Annotated in this window: 15 protein-coding genes; 14 read left to right on the top strand and 1 reads right to left on the bottom strand. The window is 34.3% G+C overall.

Translation table 11 applies throughout. The features are described from left to right. Positions 1–140 precede the first annotated feature (140 nt). Positions 141–401: a hypothetical protein gene (locus ACFPTQ_RS00830; protein ID WP_379772673.1), complete on the top strand. Its 261-nt coding sequence runs from the start codon at positions 141–143 to the stop codon at positions 399–401. Between the two features lie 546 nt (positions 402–947). Here the strand turns inward: ACFPTQ_RS00830 and ACFPTQ_RS00825 are convergent. Then, complete coding sequence (locus ACFPTQ_RS00825; RefSeq protein WP_379772670.1) at positions 948–1337, bottom strand: SPOR domain-containing protein; 390 nt, start codon at positions 1335–1337, stop codon at positions 948–950. Positions 1338–1555: 218 nt separating this feature from the next. On the opposite strand from ACFPTQ_RS00825, the gene ACFPTQ_RS00820 reads away from it, so the two are divergent. The 13 genes from ACFPTQ_RS00820 (at position 1556) to ACFPTQ_RS00760 (ending at position 18331) form a co-directional block, all read left to right on the top strand. Next, a complete protein-coding gene (locus tag ACFPTQ_RS00820) occupies positions 1556–2887 on the top strand; it encodes a c-type cytochrome (RefSeq protein WP_379772667.1) in 1332 nt (443 codons plus the stop codon). A 32-nt stretch (positions 2888–2919) separates the two neighbouring features. After that, positions 2920–5973, top strand: a complete 3054-nt coding sequence (locus ACFPTQ_RS00815; protein WP_379772665.1) for a TAT-variant-translocated molybdopterin oxidoreductase — start codon at positions 2920–2922, stop codon at positions 5971–5973. Positions 5974–6006: 33 nt separating this feature from the next. Then, positions 6007–7410, top strand: coding sequence for an NrfD/PsrC family molybdoenzyme membrane anchor subunit (gene nrfD / locus ACFPTQ_RS00810; RefSeq protein WP_066327074.1), 1404 nt, complete (start codon positions 6007–6009; stop codon positions 7408–7410). Then, a complete protein-coding gene (locus ACFPTQ_RS00805; protein WP_379772661.1) occupies positions 7403–7927 on the top strand; it encodes a DUF3341 domain-containing protein in 525 nt (174 codons plus the stop codon). The genes nrfD and ACFPTQ_RS00805 overlap by 8 nt, the downstream gene beginning before the upstream one ends. A 7-nt stretch (positions 7928–7934) precedes the next feature. Further along, positions 7935–8480, top strand: coding sequence for a c-type cytochrome (locus tag ACFPTQ_RS00800; protein ID WP_278034782.1), 546 nt, complete (start codon positions 7935–7937; stop codon positions 8478–8480). 27 nt (positions 8481–8507) lie between these two features. Further along, positions 8508–9875: a quinol:cytochrome C oxidoreductase gene (locus tag ACFPTQ_RS00795; protein WP_379772657.1), complete on the top strand. Its 1368-nt coding sequence runs from the start codon at positions 8508–8510 to the stop codon at positions 9873–9875. Positions 9876–9894: 19 nt separating this feature from the next. Further along, positions 9895–11049: a cytochrome c oxidase subunit II gene (locus ACFPTQ_RS00790; protein ID WP_379772654.1), complete on the top strand. Its 1155-nt coding sequence runs from the start codon at positions 9895–9897 to the stop codon at positions 11047–11049. 27 nt (positions 11050–11076) lie between these two features. Then, a complete protein-coding gene (locus ACFPTQ_RS00785; RefSeq protein WP_379772651.1) occupies positions 11077–12873 on the top strand; it encodes a cytochrome c oxidase subunit I in 1797 nt (598 codons plus the stop codon). Positions 12874–12974: 101 nt separating this feature from the next. Then, the gene (gene ruvB, locus ACFPTQ_RS00780; protein WP_278034786.1) at positions 12975–13997 is read left to right on the top strand and encodes a Holliday junction branch migration DNA helicase RuvB; all 1023 of its coding nucleotides are present in this window, start codon (positions 12975–12977) and stop codon (positions 13995–13997) included. 84 nt (positions 13998–14081) lie between these two features. After that, positions 14082–14435 (top strand): four helix bundle protein, encoded by a 354-nt coding sequence (locus tag ACFPTQ_RS00775; protein WP_379772647.1) that lies wholly within the window; start codon positions 14082–14084, stop codon positions 14433–14435. Then, entirely contained in the window at positions 14432–15379 is a 948-nt protein-coding gene (queG, locus tag ACFPTQ_RS00770) for a tRNA epoxyqueuosine(34) reductase QueG (RefSeq protein ID WP_379772644.1), read from the top strand. Before ACFPTQ_RS00775 ends, queG begins: the two co-directional genes overlap by 4 nt. 87 nt (positions 15380–15466) lie before the next feature. Next, complete coding sequence (locus tag ACFPTQ_RS00765; RefSeq protein WP_379772641.1) at positions 15467–15901, top strand: CBS domain-containing protein; 435 nt, start codon at positions 15467–15469, stop codon at positions 15899–15901. A 141-nt stretch (positions 15902–16042) separates the two neighbouring features. After that, positions 16043–18331 carry an NADP-dependent malic enzyme gene (locus ACFPTQ_RS00760; RefSeq protein ID WP_379772638.1) on the top strand — a complete coding sequence of 763 codons (2289 nt, stop codon included), beginning with the start codon at positions 16043–16045 and terminating at the stop codon, positions 18329–18331. Positions 18332–18353 lie beyond the last annotated feature (22 nt).

Raw genomic sequence — 18353 nt, 5'->3', positions numbered from 1 at the left:
AATGCCTGCGCGAACGTTTGTGATCATTAAAACTGCGTAATCGGGGAAATATAGGAGCTAAAATGAAGATTTCAGCCGTTTTAGTGGGGATAGGTAGTGCTATAGTTTGACAACTTGAAGGTGTATATGGAGCAATAGAATTGTATGAAGCTGGGGAAGCTGTTAGTACTGTAGGAACAGCTGCAAAAAAAGTATCTTATGCTGGAAAAGGAGAAGGGGCAAAAGTTGCAGTTGAAGCTGTAAGCGTTGTCGCAGGAGAAGCTATTGGTAAAATACCAGGTAGAGATAAAGTAACAAAATTAGCAGCAAAAACAGCTGCTGGTGCTGCTACGGATAAAATGAAAAAACAAGCTCAAAAGATAATTGAAGAAAAGAAAAAACAAAAAACTGAAGGTAATTAAATTATGGTAGATATTTTAATAATTGCTTTTTTAATAATTTTAGGAATATATTTGATTTGGCTGACTTCTAAAGAGCAGTAAATACTTTTTTTAGTGTTACTTTTAAAGGATATGTATTTGGAGTAATATGTATAGTATGTGGTATTCTTTATTTATTACAGACGCTTTTTTGAGGTAATGTATCAGATGTGATGATGATTAATTATTTCAAACAACATTCGTCATAATCAATTTTTGTGGTATTACAGTAATCAAAATTAAGACAACAAAGCCGCTTCATAACGGAGTGGTTTATGTTTTTTTAGAAAATGTCCACTCGTCCTCGTTTTTCAACAACTCTGGTGAATCCCTGCGGCGAGTACCTACTTACATTGGAAAACAAATCATATCATTTGTAACTTGTTTAAAATAGCAAGACACTATAAGAAGAATATTTTGGTAGTTGTATTTTTAAGTGTTTTTATAGAAAATGTTATAAAAAAAGAGAGGTCAATTTTCGGTTAAAAAAATAGTCCTCTCTTTTGGTACAATATAGATTGTTAAATTTTATTTTTTAGGTTTTATCAAAAAAGCATTTCCATATACTTTTTTAATCTCGATTAGTTTTCTTTCAGCATCAATACGATTTCTAAAATTACCAATCCACACTTTGTAATTCGGCGTGTTAAACACTATGGTTCCGTCCAGGTCGGCGAATAGTTGTTTGCATTCGTTTAAAGTGTTTTTGGCTTTTTCGCTTACACCACTAAAAACCTGAATTTTATATCCCTCATTTACAGCTAGTGAGGCGTTGATTTTTCTTTTGTCGTTTAGAAGCTGTTCAAATTTAGGATTTTGTTGAATGTTAATTTTTGACTCTTGTGCATTGGTTTTCGAGTAACAAAAACATAGTATTATTAGTAACAAAAGTTTATTTGTAAAAGTTAAAATTCTCATAATGTGAATATTTTAGGTAAAATTAGAATTTATTCGTTGAATACTAAGAAGAAAAACTTATTTAGAATTAATATAAATTGTTATTTGGGCTGAATTAGGGTTTTGAGAATAGTTCTTAAGTCGTATTTTTGTGGCTGTTTAAAATAAAGGAACGTTTTTTATGTGAATTTGTTGCATAAAAAATTGTGCCAATTTTTAGTAGATAATCATTATACTTTATGAAAAAGGTGGGTAACCATAATTCGAACTCAAGGAAACTGTTTTTAAGCATAGCTTTGATGCTAGCTGTTTCCTTCTCTTCATTTGCGCAAGATGCTGCTCCTGCAGCTGCAACCGAAGCTGCTCCTGCAGCTGCTACTGCTGGTGGTGATCCGGCAAAAGGTAAAGCGCTTTTTAATGCTAATTGTGCTGCGTGTCATAAGCTAGATGCTAAGTCAACAGGACCTGCTCTTAGAGGTGTGGCTGACAAACATGACAAGGAGTGGATCTACAAGTGGGTTCATAACAGTTCTGATATGATTAAATCAGGAGATCCTGCTGCAGTAAAATTATTTAATGAAAACAATAAGGCAGTAATGACTTCATTTCCTCAGTTGTCTAATGAGGATATTGATAATATTTTAGCCTATACTTCTGAGCCAAAAGCGGAACCAGCAGCTGGTGCGGCAACTGGTGCAGCTACTCCTCCTGGAACTGTTGCTGAAAGCGGTAGTTCTAATAATGTTATATTAGGAGTGTTGGCTTTAGTTTTAGTAGTGTTAGTTGTGATGCTTTTCATGGTTAACAATGTTTTAAGAAAAGTAGCTAAAGCGAATGGAATCGAAGTTGAACCAAAGGCTGAGCGTGTTTCTATTTGGAAAGCTTTTGTTAAAAATCAGTTCTTGGTTTTAGTTTCTTGTGTTTTCTTATTGTTAGCTAGTGGTTATTTTGTTTACGGATACTTGATGCAAGTGGGGGTAGATCAAGATTATCAGCCAATTCAACCAATTCACTATTCTCATAAAATTCACGCTGGTGATAATGAGATTAACTGTAAATATTGTCACTCTGCGGCTAGAGTAAGTAAAAATGCAGGTATTCCTTCTTTAAATGTTTGTATGAACTGTCATAAAAATATTTCTGAGGTTGCTGAAACAACTGCTACTCCTGAGTACAGTAAGGCATTCTATGATGCTCAAATCCAAAAATTATACGATGCAGTGGGTTGGGATAAAACAACTCAGTCATATACTGGAAAAACACAGCCAGTTAAATGGGTTCGTATTCACAATTTACCTGACTTTGTTTACTTCAACCACTCTCAACACGTAACTGTAGGAGGAATTGAGTGTCAAACTTGTCACGGTCCGGTTGAGACTTATGAAATTCAAAAACAATTTGCTCCATTAACAATGGGTTGGTGTATTGATTGCCACAGAAAAACAGATGTTAAAATGGAAGGAAATGGGTATTATACTAAGATACATGAAGAACTTTCTAAGAAATATGGTGTGGATAAATTGACTGAAGCACAAATGGGAGGTTTAGAATGTGGAAAATGCCACTATTAATCAAATTATTAAGATTTTAATATATATATACAATGTCATCAAACAAAAAATACTGGAAAAGTGTTGAGGAACTAGAAAATGGTTCTATTGTTGAGGCGCTTAGAAATAACGAGTTTGTTGAAGAAATTCCTACTGATGAGTTTTTAGGAAATAATGAGGCTTTAGCGTCTTCTTCAACTTCAAGACGTGACTTTCTAAAGTACGTAGGTTTTAGTACTGCTGCAGCAACTTTAGCAGCATGTGAGGGGCCTGTGCACAAGTCGATTCCTTATGTATTGCAACCAGAACAAATCATCCCTGGAGTAGCAGATTATTATGCGACTTCTGTTTTCGATGGTTTTGATTTTGCAAATCTACTTGTTAAAACACGTGAAGGGCGTCCGATTAAAATAGATAATAATACTATTGCGGGTGCTAAATTTGCGGCTAATGCTAGGATTCATGCCTCAATATTGTCATTGTATGATAATATGCGTTTGAAAGCACCAAAAATTGAAGCAAAGGATGCTGAATGGTCTGCGGTAGAATCGAAAATTAAATCAAGTGTTGCTGAAGCTAAGGCTAATGGTAAACAAGTGGTTCTGTTAACGAATACTTTAGCAAGTCCATCAACTGAAAAATTAATTGCTGATTTTATTACTGCTAATCCAAATGCAAAACATGTAGTTTATGATGCGGTTTCTTCATCTGCTGCATTAGATGCTTTTGAAACTGTTTATGGTGAAAGAGCTTTAGTTGATTATGATTTTTCAAAAGCTTCATTAATTGTTTCTGTTGGAGCTGATTTCTTAGGAGATTGGCAAGGTGGAGGATTTGATGCTGGATATGCACAAGGCAGAATTCCTAAAAATGGAAAAATGTCTCGTCATTTCCAATTAGAAGCTAATATGACTTTGTCTGGTGCTGCTGCTGATAAGCGTTTACCAATGACGGTTGCTAATCAAAAACAAGCATTAGTTCAAATATATAATGTTATTACAGGTTCTTCTGTAGCTGTTAATTTAGATGCTAAATTAAAAGCAGAAGTAACTAAAGCGGCTCAACAATTAAAAGCTGCTGGTTCTAAAGGAGTTTTAGTTTCAGGTATTCAAGATAAAAATGCTCAGTTGTTAGTTATTGCTATCAACCAAGTTTTGGCAAGTGAAGCTTATACTACTGTAGGAACTAGACAAATTAGAAAAGGTTCTGATGTACAAGTGGCTCAATTGATTACTGATATGAAAGCGGGTAGCGTTCATACTTTAATTATGAGTGGAGTGAATCCAGTATATACATTAGCTGATTCTGCTTCTTTTGTTGAAGGTCTTAAAAAAGTAAAAACTTCAGTTGCTTTATCTTTAAAAGAAGATGAAACTGCTAGTGTTGCTACAATCGCTGCTCCAGTACCACACTACTTAGAGTCTTGGGGTGATTTAGTTCTTACTAAAGGAACTTACAGTTTAACACAGCCTACTATTCGTCCATTATTCAAAACAAAACAATTCCAAGAAGTTTTGATGTCTTTGAATGGATTAACAGGTTCTTATTACGATTATTTAAAAGCATATTCTTCAAACTTCATCGCTGGTTCTACTTGGAACAAAGTTTTACATGATGGTGTTTTTGTTGGTGCTCCTCAAGCTGCTGCTGGTGGAACTGCTGATTATGCTTCTGCTGCAAATGAATTAGCTAAATCTAAAGCTGCTTCAGGTTTAGAATTAGTGTTGTATACTAAAACAGGAATGGGAGATGGGCAACAAGCTAACAACCCTTGGTTGCAAGAGTTTCCAGATCCAATCACAAGAGTTTCATGGGATAACTATGTTACAGTTTCTAATGCTGATGCAAAAGCTTTAGGATTATCTAATGAAATCGTTGCAAATGGTGGTTTAAATGGTAGTTATGCTACTATTACTGTTGCTAATGGTGCTACATTAGAAAATGTACCAGTTATCGTTCAGCCTGGTCAAGCTGTTGGAACTGTTGGTTTAGCTTTAGGTTATGGACGTAAAGCGGCTTTAAAAGAAGAAATGCAAGTAGGTGTTAATGCTTACTCATTATATAAAGGTTTTAATGATGTTCAAGCTGTAACATTAGTTCAAGCTAGTGGTGAACATGAGTTTGCTTGTGTTCAAGGTCAAAAAACATTGATGGGTAGAGGAGATATCATTAAAGAAACTTCTTTGGAGATATTTAATACTAAAGATTCTAAAGAGTGGAATCCTACTCCAAAAGTATCTTTAGATCACAAAGAAGTTGAATCTACAACTGTAGATTTATGGGAATCTTTTGATCGTTCTACTGGACATCACTTTAATTTATCTATTGATTTAAATGCTTGTACAGGTTGTGGTGCTTGTGTTATTTCTTGTCACGCTGAAAACAACGTACCAGTTGTAGGTAAGTCTGAGGTAAGAAGAAGCCGTGATATGCACTGGTTACGTATTGATAGATATTATTCTTCTGAAGAAACTTTTGAGGGAGATAATGAAAGAAAAGAAGGAATTGCTGGTTTGTCTAGTTCACTTTCTACATTCAATGAGATGGAGAAAGCTTCTGATAACCCACAAGTAGCTTTCCAACCTGTAATGTGTCAACACTGTAATCACGCTCCTTGTGAGACAGTTTGTCCTGTTGCTGCAACTTCTCACGGTCGTCAAGGTCAAAACCATATGGCGTATAACAGATGTGTTGGTACTCGTTACTGTGCTAATAACTGTCCTTATAAAGTACGTCGTTTTAACTGGTTCTTGTATAACAAAAACAGTGAATTCGATTATCACATGAATGACGATTTAGGACGTATGGTATTAAATCCAGATGTTAACGTTCGTTCTCGTGGTGTTATGGAGAAATGTTCTATGTGTATTCAAATGACACAAGCAACTATCTTAAAAGCGAAGAGAGAAGGAAGAGAAGTAGTTGATGGTGAATTCCAAACAGCTTGTTCTAGTGCTTGTTCTAGTGGAGCAATGATTTTTGGTGATGTGAATGATAAAGAAAGCAAAGTAGCCAAATTAGCTGCTGATGAAAGATCATATCATTTATTAGAGCATATTGGAACAAAACCAAATGTGGTGTATCACGTAAAAGTTAGAAACTCTTAAGAAGAAATAAATTTAAAATCAATATAAAGGAATATGTCTCATATATACGACTCTAGTATTAGAAAGCCTTTAGTTATAGGTGATAAGACTTATCATGATGTAACAGTAGATGTGGCAGCGCCTGTCGAAGGTTTGGCTAATAAACATTGGTGGATTGTATTTACAATCGCTTTAACAGCCTTTCTTTGGGGAATAGGATGTATAGTTTATACAATATCTACAGGTATTGGAACATGGGGATTAAATAAAACAGTTGGTTGGGCATGGGATATCACTAACTTCGTTTGGTGGGTAGGTATTGGACACGCTGGAACACTTATCTCTGCAGTATTGTTGTTATTCCGTCAAAGATGGAGAATGGCTATTAACCGTTCTGCTGAGGCGATGACAATTTTCTCAGTAGTTCAGGCTGGTTTGTTCCCAATTATTCACATGGGACGTCCTTGGTTAGCTTACTGGGTATTACCAATTCCAAACCAATTTGGATCTCTTTGGGTAAACTTTAACTCACCTCTTCTTTGGGACGTATTTGCAATCTCAACTTATTTATCAGTTTCATTAGTTTTCTGGTGGACTGGTTTATTACCTGACTTTGCAATGTTAAGAGATAGAGCAATCACACCATTTAATAAGAGAGTTTATTCAATCTTAAGTTTTGGATGGAGTGGTAGAGTAAAAGACTGGCAACGTTTTGAAGAAGTATCGTTGGTACTTGCTGGTTTAGCAACTCCTCTTGTACTTTCTGTACACACAATTGTATCTATGGACTTTGCTACTTCTGTAATTCCTGGATGGCATACAACAATTTTTCCTCCGTATTTTGTTGCTGGAGCGGTATTCTCAGGATTTGCAATGGTAAATACCTTGCTTATCATTATGAGAAAAGTTTCTAATCTTGAAGCTTATATTACTTTACAACACATCGAATTGATGAACTTAATTATCATGATTACTGGTTCTATAGTAGGTGTGGCTTATATTACTGAGTTGTTTATTGCTTGGTATTCTGGAGTAGAGTATGAGCAATATGCTTTCTTAAACAGAGCTACTGGACCTTACTGGTGGGCATATTGGTCAATGATGACTTGTAATGTATTCTCTCCACAATTTATGTGGTTCAAGAAATTAAGAACAAGTATCATGTTTTCATTTATTATTTCTATTGTTGTAAATATTGGAATGTGGTTTGAGCGTTTCGTAATCATTGTAACTTCGTTACATAGAGATTACTTACCATCTTCTTGGACAATGTTCTCTCCAACATTTGTTGATATTGGAATTTTCATTGGAACAATAGGTTTCTTCTTTGTATTGTTTTTATTATACTCTAGAACATTCCCTGTAATTGCACAGGCAGAGGTTAAAACAATTTTGAAAGCAACCGGAGATAATTATATTAGAGAAAGAGAAGCACATAAAGATTCACACCATGAGTAATAAAGTAATTTACGCCATTTATAATGACGATGATATATTGATGGATGCTGTAAAGAAAACAAGAGCAGCTCACCATCATATTGAAGATGTTTTTTCTCCATTCCCAGTTCATGGTTTGGATAAGGCTATGGGAATAGCCCCTACAAGATTAGCTATTTGTGCATTCTTATATGGATGTGTTGGTATTTCTGTTGCAACATCTATGATGAGTTTTATCATGATTCATGATTGGCCACAAGATATTGGAGGTAAACCAAGTTTTAGTTATATTCAAAATATGCCTTCTTTTGTGCCTATTATGTTTGAGATGACTGTATTTTTTGCAGCCCACTTAATGGTAATTACTTTTTATATGAGAAGTAAATTATGGCCTTTCAAGGAAGCTGAAAATCCAGATGTAAGAACTACAGATGATCATTTCTTAATGGAAGTTTCTGTAAATAATAACGAAGAAGAATTGGTTTCTTTTTTCCAAAATACAGGTGCTGTAGAAGTTAAAGTAATAGAAAAGAATTAATTTAGATATGAAAAGGGTATATAAAATAACACTATTATTAGGCATAACTGCTTTAGTAGCATCATGTCATAATGATAAAGAGCCGAATTATCAGTACTTTCCAAATATGTATGAGTCAGTAGGCTACGAAACTTATTCAGAGTCTAAAGTATTTCCTGGTGGTAAAGTAGGTTTACTTCCTGCAGAAGGAAGTATCAATAGAGGTTTTGAACCTTATGAATATCCTAATACAACAGAAGGATATGAATTAGCAAAAGCGAATTTAAAATCTCCTTTGGATTCTTTAGATAGAAATTCTGACAAAGGAAAAGAACTTTTCGATATCTATTGTATTAGTTGTCATGGTGCAACAGGTAACGGTAAAGGAAAATTAGTGGAAAGAGAAAAATTCCTTGGAGTTCCTAGTTATAAAGATAGAGAAATTACAGAAGGAAGTATTTTTCACGTAGAAACGTATGGTTTAAATGCGATGGGTTCTCATGCCAATCAATTAAGTGCTCATGAACGTTGGTTAGTTGCTGACTACGTTATGAAACTTAGAAGCCAATTATAATTGTTGAACAAACTGATCGTAATAGATATGTATACATTTTCAAGTAAATTAAAAACTTTTTCTATAATCTTAATGGCCGTTGGTATATTAGGAATAGGTTATGGTTTTTTAAACGCACCTAAAGATATTCACGAAGTTGAGAATATCCTTTCTGCATCATCTCACGGTGGTCATGGTGAGGCTCATCATGAAGAGGCAAAAGCTGCTTCACACGATGCTCACGCAACAACAACTCATGAGGCTAAAAGTGAAGTAAAAGAGAATGCTGAACATGAAGAGCATTTAAATCATGTTTTGCACCAATTGCAAAATAAACCTTGGTCTGCTTTATATGTAGCTTGTATTTTCTTTATGTTATTGACAATGGGAACTTTAGTTTTCTACGCTATTCAACAAGTTGCAGTAGCAGGATGGTCACCAGTGTTATTTAGAGTTATGCAAGGTATTACAGCTTATTTACCTTATGGTTCTGCTATTTTCTTTGTTATTTTAGTGATGTGTGGTCTTCATTTTAATCATATATTTACGTGGTTAGGTGAAGGTGTAACAGATCCTAATAGTCCTAATTATGATGAAATCATTGCTGGTAAATCAGGATATTTAAATTTTGGTTTCTGGATCGTAAGAGCGGCTATCTTCTTAATTGGGTGGAACTTATACCGTCACTATTCTAGAAAAAACTGTTTGGCTCAAGATGAATCTGATGATAATACTAACTACAAAAAGAACTTTAAGTTATCTGCTGGATTCTTAGTTTTCTTTATTGTTTCTGAGTCTATCATGTCTTGGGACTGGATTATGTCTGTAGATCCTCACTGGTTCTCTACATTATTTGGGTGGTATGTATTTGCAAGTTTCTTTGTAAGTGGTATAACTATGATTGCCATGGTTACTCTTTACTTAAAATCAAAAGGATATTTAGAGTATGTAAATACAAGTCATATTCACGACTTAGCTAAATTCATGTTTGGTATCAGTGTGTTTTGGACTTATTTATGGTTCTCTCAATTCATGTTGATTTGGTATGCTGATATTCCTGAAGAGATTACTTATTTCGTAACTAGAATTAATGATTACAACTTACCATTCTTTGGTGCTGTTGTTATGAACTTTGTTTTCCCATTATTAATTCTTATCAATACTGATTTCAAACGAATCACTTGGGTTATTGTAATGGCTGGTATCGTTATTTTATTAGGTCACTATATTGATTTCTTTAATATGATTATGCCTGGTACAGTTGGAGACCAATGGTTTATTGGTGTTCCAGAAATCTCATCAGTTCTTTTCTTCCTTGGGTTGTTTATTTTTACTGTATTTACAGCATTAACTAAAGCTCCATTATTAGCAAAAAGAAATCCTTATATCGAAGAAAGTAAACATTTTCATTATTAATTTTTAAAGAGATAAACAGATGACAAGTTTGTTGGTAATTATAGTTTTAGTTTTATTAGCTATTGCTTTATGGCAATTGACTAAAATATTCGACCTAACTCAAGTTGGTGTATCTTCAGATAGCTCTCAAGTAGCTAATGATAAAGACAACAACTTACAAGGGTATTTGATGTTCGGGTTTTTAGCATTCCTTTATATTTTTACAATTTATGGTTTGTTCAAGTGGGGTAATTTACCATTACACACTCCGGCTTCAGCTCATGGAGGTCAAGTAGATAATTTAATGAATATTACTTGGGTTTTAATTTTTGTGGTTCAAGCAATAACTCAACTTTTATTATATTATTTTTCTTTCAAGTATAAAGGTAGAAAAGATCAAAAAGCTTTATATTTTGCTGATAACAATAAATTAGAAGCGATATGGAGTATCATTCCTGCAGTAGTTTTAGCTGGATTAATTCTTTACGGATTGTATGCTTGGACAAATATTATGTTTATTGATGAGGAAGAAGATACTGTAGTGGTTGAATTATATGCTCAACAATTTAAATGGACTGCTAGAATTGCAGGTCAAGATAATATTTTAGGGAAAGCTAATGTAAGATATATTGAAGGAGTAAATACTTTAGGTGTCGATTTATCAGATCCTAATGCTCAAGATGATATTGTTGTTACTGAGCTTCATATTCCAAAAGGTAAAAAAATTCATTTTAAATTCCGTTCTCAAGACGTTTTACACTCAGCTTATTTTCCTCACTTTAGAGCGCAAATGAACTGTGTTCCTGGAATGGTTACTGAGTTTGCTTTTACACCAATCTATACAACGGCTGAATATAGAGATATGCCTCACATGATTGAGAAAGTTGCTCACATTAACGAATTAAGAGCTAAGAAAAGTGTAGAATTAATAGCTAAAGGGCAACCTGGTTTAGATCCTTATACTTTTGACTATTTATTACTTTGTAATAAGATTTGTGGAGCTTCTCACTATAACATGCAAATGAAAGTAGTTGTAGATACTCCAGAAGAGTATAAAAAATGGTTAGCTCAACAAACTACTCTTGTTAATGAAGTTAAAGCTTCGTTAGAACAACCTGCAGAAGGTGAACCAGCTGCAGAGGGAGAGGCTAAAGGAAATGATACTGTAGCGGCTGCTAAAGTTGCTATGAAATAATTATTAAGAAAATTTAAAGTATAATATATGTCAGCAGAAGGTCACGATCACGCTCACGATCACGAACACGAACACCACCATAAAGAGACATTCATTACTAAATACATCTTTAGTATTGATCACAAAATGATTGCTAAGCAATACCTTATCACAGGTATTATTATGGGGATTATTGGTATTGTCATGTCTTTACTTTTCAGAATGCAGCTTGCATGGCCAGAAGAGTCTTTTAAAATATTCAATGTTTTATTAGGTGATAAATTTGCCCCAGAAGGTGTAATGGCGAATGATGTTTACTTAGCATTGGTGACAATTCACGGTACCATCATGGTATTCTTTGTATTGACTGCCGGATTGAGTGGTACTTTTAGTAACTTACTTATTCCACTTCAAATTGGTGCTAGAGATATGGCTTCAGGATTTATGAATATGATTTCTTACTGGTTGTTTTTCTTATCAGCAGTAGTAATGATTATTTCTTTATTTGTTGAGTCTGGACCTGCATCAGCTGGATGGACAATTTATCCTCCTTTAAGTGCTTTACCGCAAGCTATTCCTGGTTCAGGAACGGGTATGACTCTTTGGTTAGTATCGATGGCTATTTTCATCGCATCATCTTTAATGGGATCTTTGAACTACATTGTTACTGTAATCAACTTAAGAACTAAAGGAATGTCTATGACTAGACTTCCACTTACTATCTGGACATTCTTTATTACTGCAATTATCGGGGTACTTTCTTTCCCAGTTTTATTATCTGCAGCTTTATTGTTAATATTCGATAGAAGTTTTGGTACTTCTTTCTTCTTATCAGACATCTACATTGCTGGAGAAGTTTTACACTACCAAGGTGGATCACCAGTATTGTTCGAGCACTTATTCTGGTTCTTAGGACACCCTGAAGTATATATCGTAATCTTACCTGCAATGGGTCTTGTATCTGAAATTATGGCCACTAACTCTCGTAAGCCTATCTTTGGTTACAGAGCCATGATTATGTCAGTTCTTGCAATTGCTTTCCTTTCTACAATCGTATGGGGTCACCACATGTTTATTTCAGGAATGAATCCATTCTTAGGTTCTGTGTTTACCTTTACAACATTATTAATTGCAATTCCATCCGCAGTAAAAGCCTTCAACTGGATTACAACTTTATGGAAAGGTAATTTACAAATGAATCCTGCGATGTTGTTCTCTATCGGGATGGTTTCTACTTTCATCACTGGAGGTTTAACAGGAATCATTTTAGGAGATAGCACACTTGATATTAATGTTCACGATACTTACTTTGTTGTTGCTCACTTCCACTTAGTAATGGGTATCTCTGCACTTTATGGAATGTTTGGTGGTATCTACCACTGGTTCCCTAAAATGTTTGGAAGAATGATGAACAAAAACTTAGGTTATATTCACTTTTGGATTACTGCAGTTTGTGCTTATGGAGTTTTCTTCCCAATGCACTTTATCGGATTAGCAGGTTTACCAAGACGTTATTATACTAATACAAACTTTCCATTATTTGATGATTTGCAAAATGTGAATGTATTAATTACAACTTTTGCTTTAGTTGGAGGAGCTTTCCAATTAGTATTCTTGTATAATTTCTTTAGTAGTATTTTCTTTGGTAAGAAAGCAGAGCAAAATCCATGGAGATCTACTACATTAGAGTGGACAACTCCAGTAGAACATATTCATGGTAACTGGCCAGGTGAAATTCCTGAAGTTCACCGTTGGGCTTATGATTATAGTAACCCAGAACACGAGGATGATTTCGTACCTCAAACGGTTCCAATGAAACCAGGTGAATCAGTTTTACACCACTAATAAATATATCAAACCTCTGTTAATACAGAGGTTTTTTTATGCCCTATTTTTACTTTTGTTATTATTTCTAAAACACAATTGCTTTTCTTTATCTTTGCAAAATGAATGAAAACTTAGACCCAACAACGCGAGGATATAATTCCGAAGAGCTAGATCTTGATAAAAGATTAAGACCTCTCAGTTTTGATGATTTTGCTGGTCAAGATCAGGTTTTGGAAAATTTAAAAGTATTTGTTGCAGCAGCTAATCAGCGTAGTGAAGCTTTAGATCATACTTTATTTCATGGTCCTCCAGGTTTAGGTAAAACTACTTTGGCTAATATTTTAGCAAATGAATTAGGTGTAGGTATTAAGATAACTTCGGGGCCAGTATTAGATAAACCAGGGGATTTAGCAGGGTTATTAACTAATCTTGATGAAAGAGATGTTTTGTTTATAGATGAAATTCATCGTTTGAGTCCTATCGTTGAAGAATATTTATATTCAGCTATGGAGGATTTCAAAATTGATATTATGATTGAATCGGGACCCAATGCAAGAACGGTTCAGATTAATTTAAATCCTTTTACATTAATTGGAGCTACCACACGTTCTGGACTTTTAACTGCTCCCATGCGCGCCCGATTTGGGATTCAATCTAGGTTGCAATATTATACGGTTGAATTATTGTCGACTATTATTCAGCGTAGTGCTTCTATTTTGAAAATGCCAATTACAATGGAAGCGGCTATAGAAATTGCAGGAAGAAGTAGGGGTACTCCAAGGATTGCCAATGCGCTTTTACGAAGAGTTCGAGATTTTGCTCAAATAAAAGGGAATGGTACGATTGATATTGAAATTTCAAAATATGCTTTACAAGCATTGAATGTAGATGCTCATGGTTTAGATGAAATGGACAACAAGATTCTCAATACTATTATTGATAAGTTTAAAGGTGGACCAGTTGGTCTTACTACATTGGCTACTGCTGTATCTGAAAGTAGTGAAACCATAGAAGAAGTGTATGAACCTTTTTTAATCCAAGAAGGTTTTATTATGCGTACTCCACGCGGACGCGAAGTAACTGAAAAAGCGTATAAACATTTAGGTAAGGTACGAACTAATATTCAAGGAGGATTGTTTTAGCTATTAGTTGGAGGCTAGGAGTTGGAAGTTTGAAGAGGGATTGCTTAAAAATGTTTAGTTTTCAATATTGCAAAATATAATAACATGAGTTTTAAATTTGAAAAATTAATTATTTGGCAAAAGGCTATGGACTTTGGAGAAGAAATTAATGTTATTATTAAAGATTTTCCAAAATTTGAAATGTATAATCTTTCTTCTCAAATATTAAGAGCCTCGGATTCTGTGGTCTTAAATATTTTTGAAGGCTCTATTGAACAGTCTAATCTTGAATTTAGTAGATTTTTTGGTTATTCTATACAATTTCTAGCTGAAGTTGTTACTTGTTTGTATAAGGCAAAAAGAAGAGGATATATCAGTAATGAAATCTTCGATAAATTATATAATGACTCGTTTGATTTGAAGAATATGACAATTGCTTTTAAAGCTAAATTAAGATGATAGGGGTTACTTCTAACTTCAAACTTCAGGCTTCCCGCTATACTTCATTTATAAAATCCGAAGCCAAGCGCCTCGGATTTTTATCTTGTGGTATTTCTAAGGCTGGTTTTTTAGAAGAAGAAGCACCTCGTCTAGAAAAGTGGTTGAACAAAAATCATAATGGTCAAATGTCGTATATGGAAAATCATTTCGACAAAAGACTTAATCCTACGTTACTGGTTGATGATGCAAAAAGTGTGGTTTCGCTTTTATTGAATTATTATCCTGAAAAAGAACAAATTCAAGATTCGTATAAGATTTCTAAATACGCTTATGGTCAAGATTATCATTTTGTAATAAAAGAAAAATTAAAAGAGTTGTTATTTTCTATTCAAGAAAATATTGGTGAAGTCTCTGGGCGTGCTTTTGTAGATTCTGCTCCAGTATTAGATAAGGCATGGGCTGCAAAAAGTGGCTTAGGTTGGATTGGAAAAAACAGTAATCTAATCACTCAAAAAGTGGGTTCTTTTTATTTTATCGCCGAGTTGTTAATTGATTTAGATTTAGAATATGACCATCCTACAACGAATCATTGCGGGAGCTGCACTGCCTGTATTGATGCTTGTCCTACTCAAGCTATAATTGCTCCCTATATTGTAGATGGAAGTAAATGTATTTCGTATTTTACTATTGAATTAAAAGATAATATTCCTGCATCCATGAAAGGCCAATTTGATGATTGGGCTTTTGGTTGTGATACTTGTCAGGATGTGTGTCCATGGAATCGTTTTTCTAAAAGTCATAACGAACCGCTATTTAATCCCAATCCAGATTTGCTTTCTATGACTAAAAGAGACTGGGAGGAAATGACAGAAGAAACTTTTAAAGTGGTATTTAAAAATTCGGCTGTTAAAAGAACTAAGTTTCAAGGCTTGCAACGAAATATCCAATTCCTAAAAAAATAAACGAATCTCGCCTGCAAATTATTTCTTGTTTTTCAAATTACGTTACTAATTTTTTTCTATATTTATAGTTCATAAAATTTTTTAGATATGACTGTAAATCAAATATTAAGCACTAAAGGAAACGATGTGTATTCAGTTGTTTCTACTATTAGCGTGTATGACGCTATTAAAATAATGAGTGAGAAAAATGTTGGAGCGATACTTGTAATTGAAGGAGGCCAGCTAAAAGGTATTTTCTCAGAAAGGGATTATGCTCGTAAAGTGATCTTAAAGGATAAGTCTTCAAAAACTATGTTGGTACAAGAAATTATGGTTACTAATGTTTTCACGGTAAAACCTACGGATGATTTAGATAATTGTATGGAAATGATGATTTCAAGAAGGATTCGCCATTTACCAGTGGTGGAAAATGATACCGTTATTGGTTTAATTTCAATTGGGGATGTTGTAAAATCTATTATTGAGAAGCAGAAAGAGACAATCCAATTATTGGATTCTTATATTAACGGTACTCAATCTTAAAGTACGATTGTAATTAAAATATAGCCACTAGATTTAGTGGCTTTTTTTATGGAAAAAGTGGTGTTTTTTTAAAAGAATTAGGAAAATGTTAACTTTTTACGTTAAGTCTTCTATCTTTGTATATAAGATAAACCTGCAATTATGAATGAAGAGAGTAAAAGGAGAGAAGCCTTGTTGTATCATGCTGAGCCTACTCCCGGTAAAATACAAGTGGTACCTACCAAAAAATATGCTACACAAAGAGATTTGTCTTTAGCGTACTCACCTGGAGTGGCAGAACCTTGTCTTGAAATTGAAAAAGATATTGAAAATGTTTATAAATATACTGCCAAAGGGAATTTAGTGGCAGTAATAAGCAATGGAACAGCTGTTTTAGGATTAGGAGATATTGGTCCTGAAGCAGGGAAACCGGTTATGGAAGGTAAAGGTTTGTTGTTTAAAATTTTTGCCGATATTGATGTTTTTGATATCGAAGTAGATACTAAAAATGTAGAAGAATTTATTCAAACAGTTAAAAATATTGCGCCAACATTTGGCGGAATCAATTTAGAGGACATTAAAGCACCTGAATCTTTCGAAATTGAAAGAAGGCTCGTTGAAGAGTTGAATATTCCAGTGATGCATGATGATCAACATGGAACTGCTATTATTTCTGCTGCTGGATTGATTAATGCATTAGAGATTGCAGGCAAAAAAGCTGAAGAGGTTAAAATGGTTATTTCCGGAGCGGGCTCAGCAGCATTAGCCTGTGCTGATTTATATATTGCTTTAGGAGTTCAACGTAATAATATTTTAATGTACAACAGTAAAGGATTGCTCACTAAGAGTAATAGCTCACTTACTGAAATGCAATTGAAATTTGCTGTCGATGGCGATTTAATCCCGCTTGCAGAGGCAATGAAAGGTTCGGATATTTTTATTGGATTATCATCTGGAAATATTGTTTCTCCAGAGATGTTGCTTTCCATGAACGACAATCCAATCGTTTTTGCAATGGCTAATCCAAATCCTGAAATTGATTATAAGTTAGCTGTTGATACCCGTAAAGATGTTATTATGGCTACAGGACGTTCAGATTTTCCTAACCAAATCAATAATGTTTTAGGATTTCCATATATTTTTAGAGGAGCATTGGATGTTCGAGCTACTAAAATTAACGAAGCGATGAAAATGGCTGCCGTTCGTGCCTTGGCTGCTTTGGCTAAAGAATCCGTTCCAGAGCAAGTTAATGTAGCCTATGGTGCTACTAAACTAGGATTTGGACGTGAATATATTATTCCTAAACCTTTTGATCCTCGTTTAATAAGTACGGTTTCTCCTGCTGTTGCAAAAGCAGCAATGGATTCAGGAGTGGCTAAAAATCCAATTGTAGATTGGGCAAAATATGAAGAGACTCTTTTAGATCGATTAGGGAATGATAATAAAATGGTTCGTTTTATAACGAATCGTGCAAAAGTAGATCCTAAGCGAATTGTTTTTGCAGAAGCAGATCATTTGGACGTATTAAAAGCAGCTCAAATTGTATACGAAGAGGGAATTGCTTTTCCTATTTTATTAGGTAATGAAGAAATCATCCAAGAATTAAAAGGGGAATTAGGTTTTGATGCAGATGTAGAAATAATTGACCCTAAAACTAAAAAAGAAGATTCCAGACGAAATAAATTTGCAAATGCTTATTGGGAAGCACGAAAAAGGAGAGGGATTTCTTTACTTGATGCTCAAAAACTAATGCGCGAGCGAAATTATTTTGCCGCTATGATGGTCAATACAGATGAAGCAGATGGGCTGGTTACAGGCTATACCAGAAGTTATGCTACGGTTGTTAAACCAATGTTGCAGTTAATAGACAAAGCAAAAGGAGCCTCATTAGTAGCAACTGCCAATATGATGATGACTGCCAGAGGTCCTATGTTTTTATCAGATACTGCAATTAATATTGATCCTTCAACTGATGAGTTGATAAAAATTGCTTTGATGACAGCTAAAACAGCTCAGATTTTTGGTGTAGAGCCAGTAATAGCAATGGTTTCTTATTCGAACTTTGGTTCATCTACCCATACTGATGCTTCAAAAGTTAGAGATGCAGTAGCCTATTTGCACGAAAATCATCCAGATTTAATCGTTGATGGCGAAATACAAGCCGATTTTGCTTTAAATCCAGAGATGTTAAGTGCTAAGTTTCCATTTTCTAAATTAGCAGGTAAAAAAGTAAATACCCTGGTTTTTTCAAGTTTGGATGCAGCCAATATTACCTATAAATTAATGAAAGAATTGTACAAAACGGGTTCAATTGGTCCTATTATGATGGGAATGGGTAAACCTGTGCATATTTTTCAGTTAGGAGCTAGTGTAGAAGAGATGGTTAATATGACTGCAATTACAGTTATTGATGCACAGGAAAAGGAAAAGAGGAAAAATAATTCTAAATAATTTTATTGATTAAAAAAATAAA

The sequence above is a fragment of the Flavobacterium sp. GCM10022190 genome (genome assembly GCF_042656445.1).
In the GTDB taxonomy this organism is placed as follows: Bacteria; Bacteroidota; Bacteroidia; order Flavobacteriales; family Flavobacteriaceae; genus Flavobacterium; species Flavobacterium nitratireducens.
This window is presented reverse-complemented; position numbering and strand designations above follow the sequence as displayed.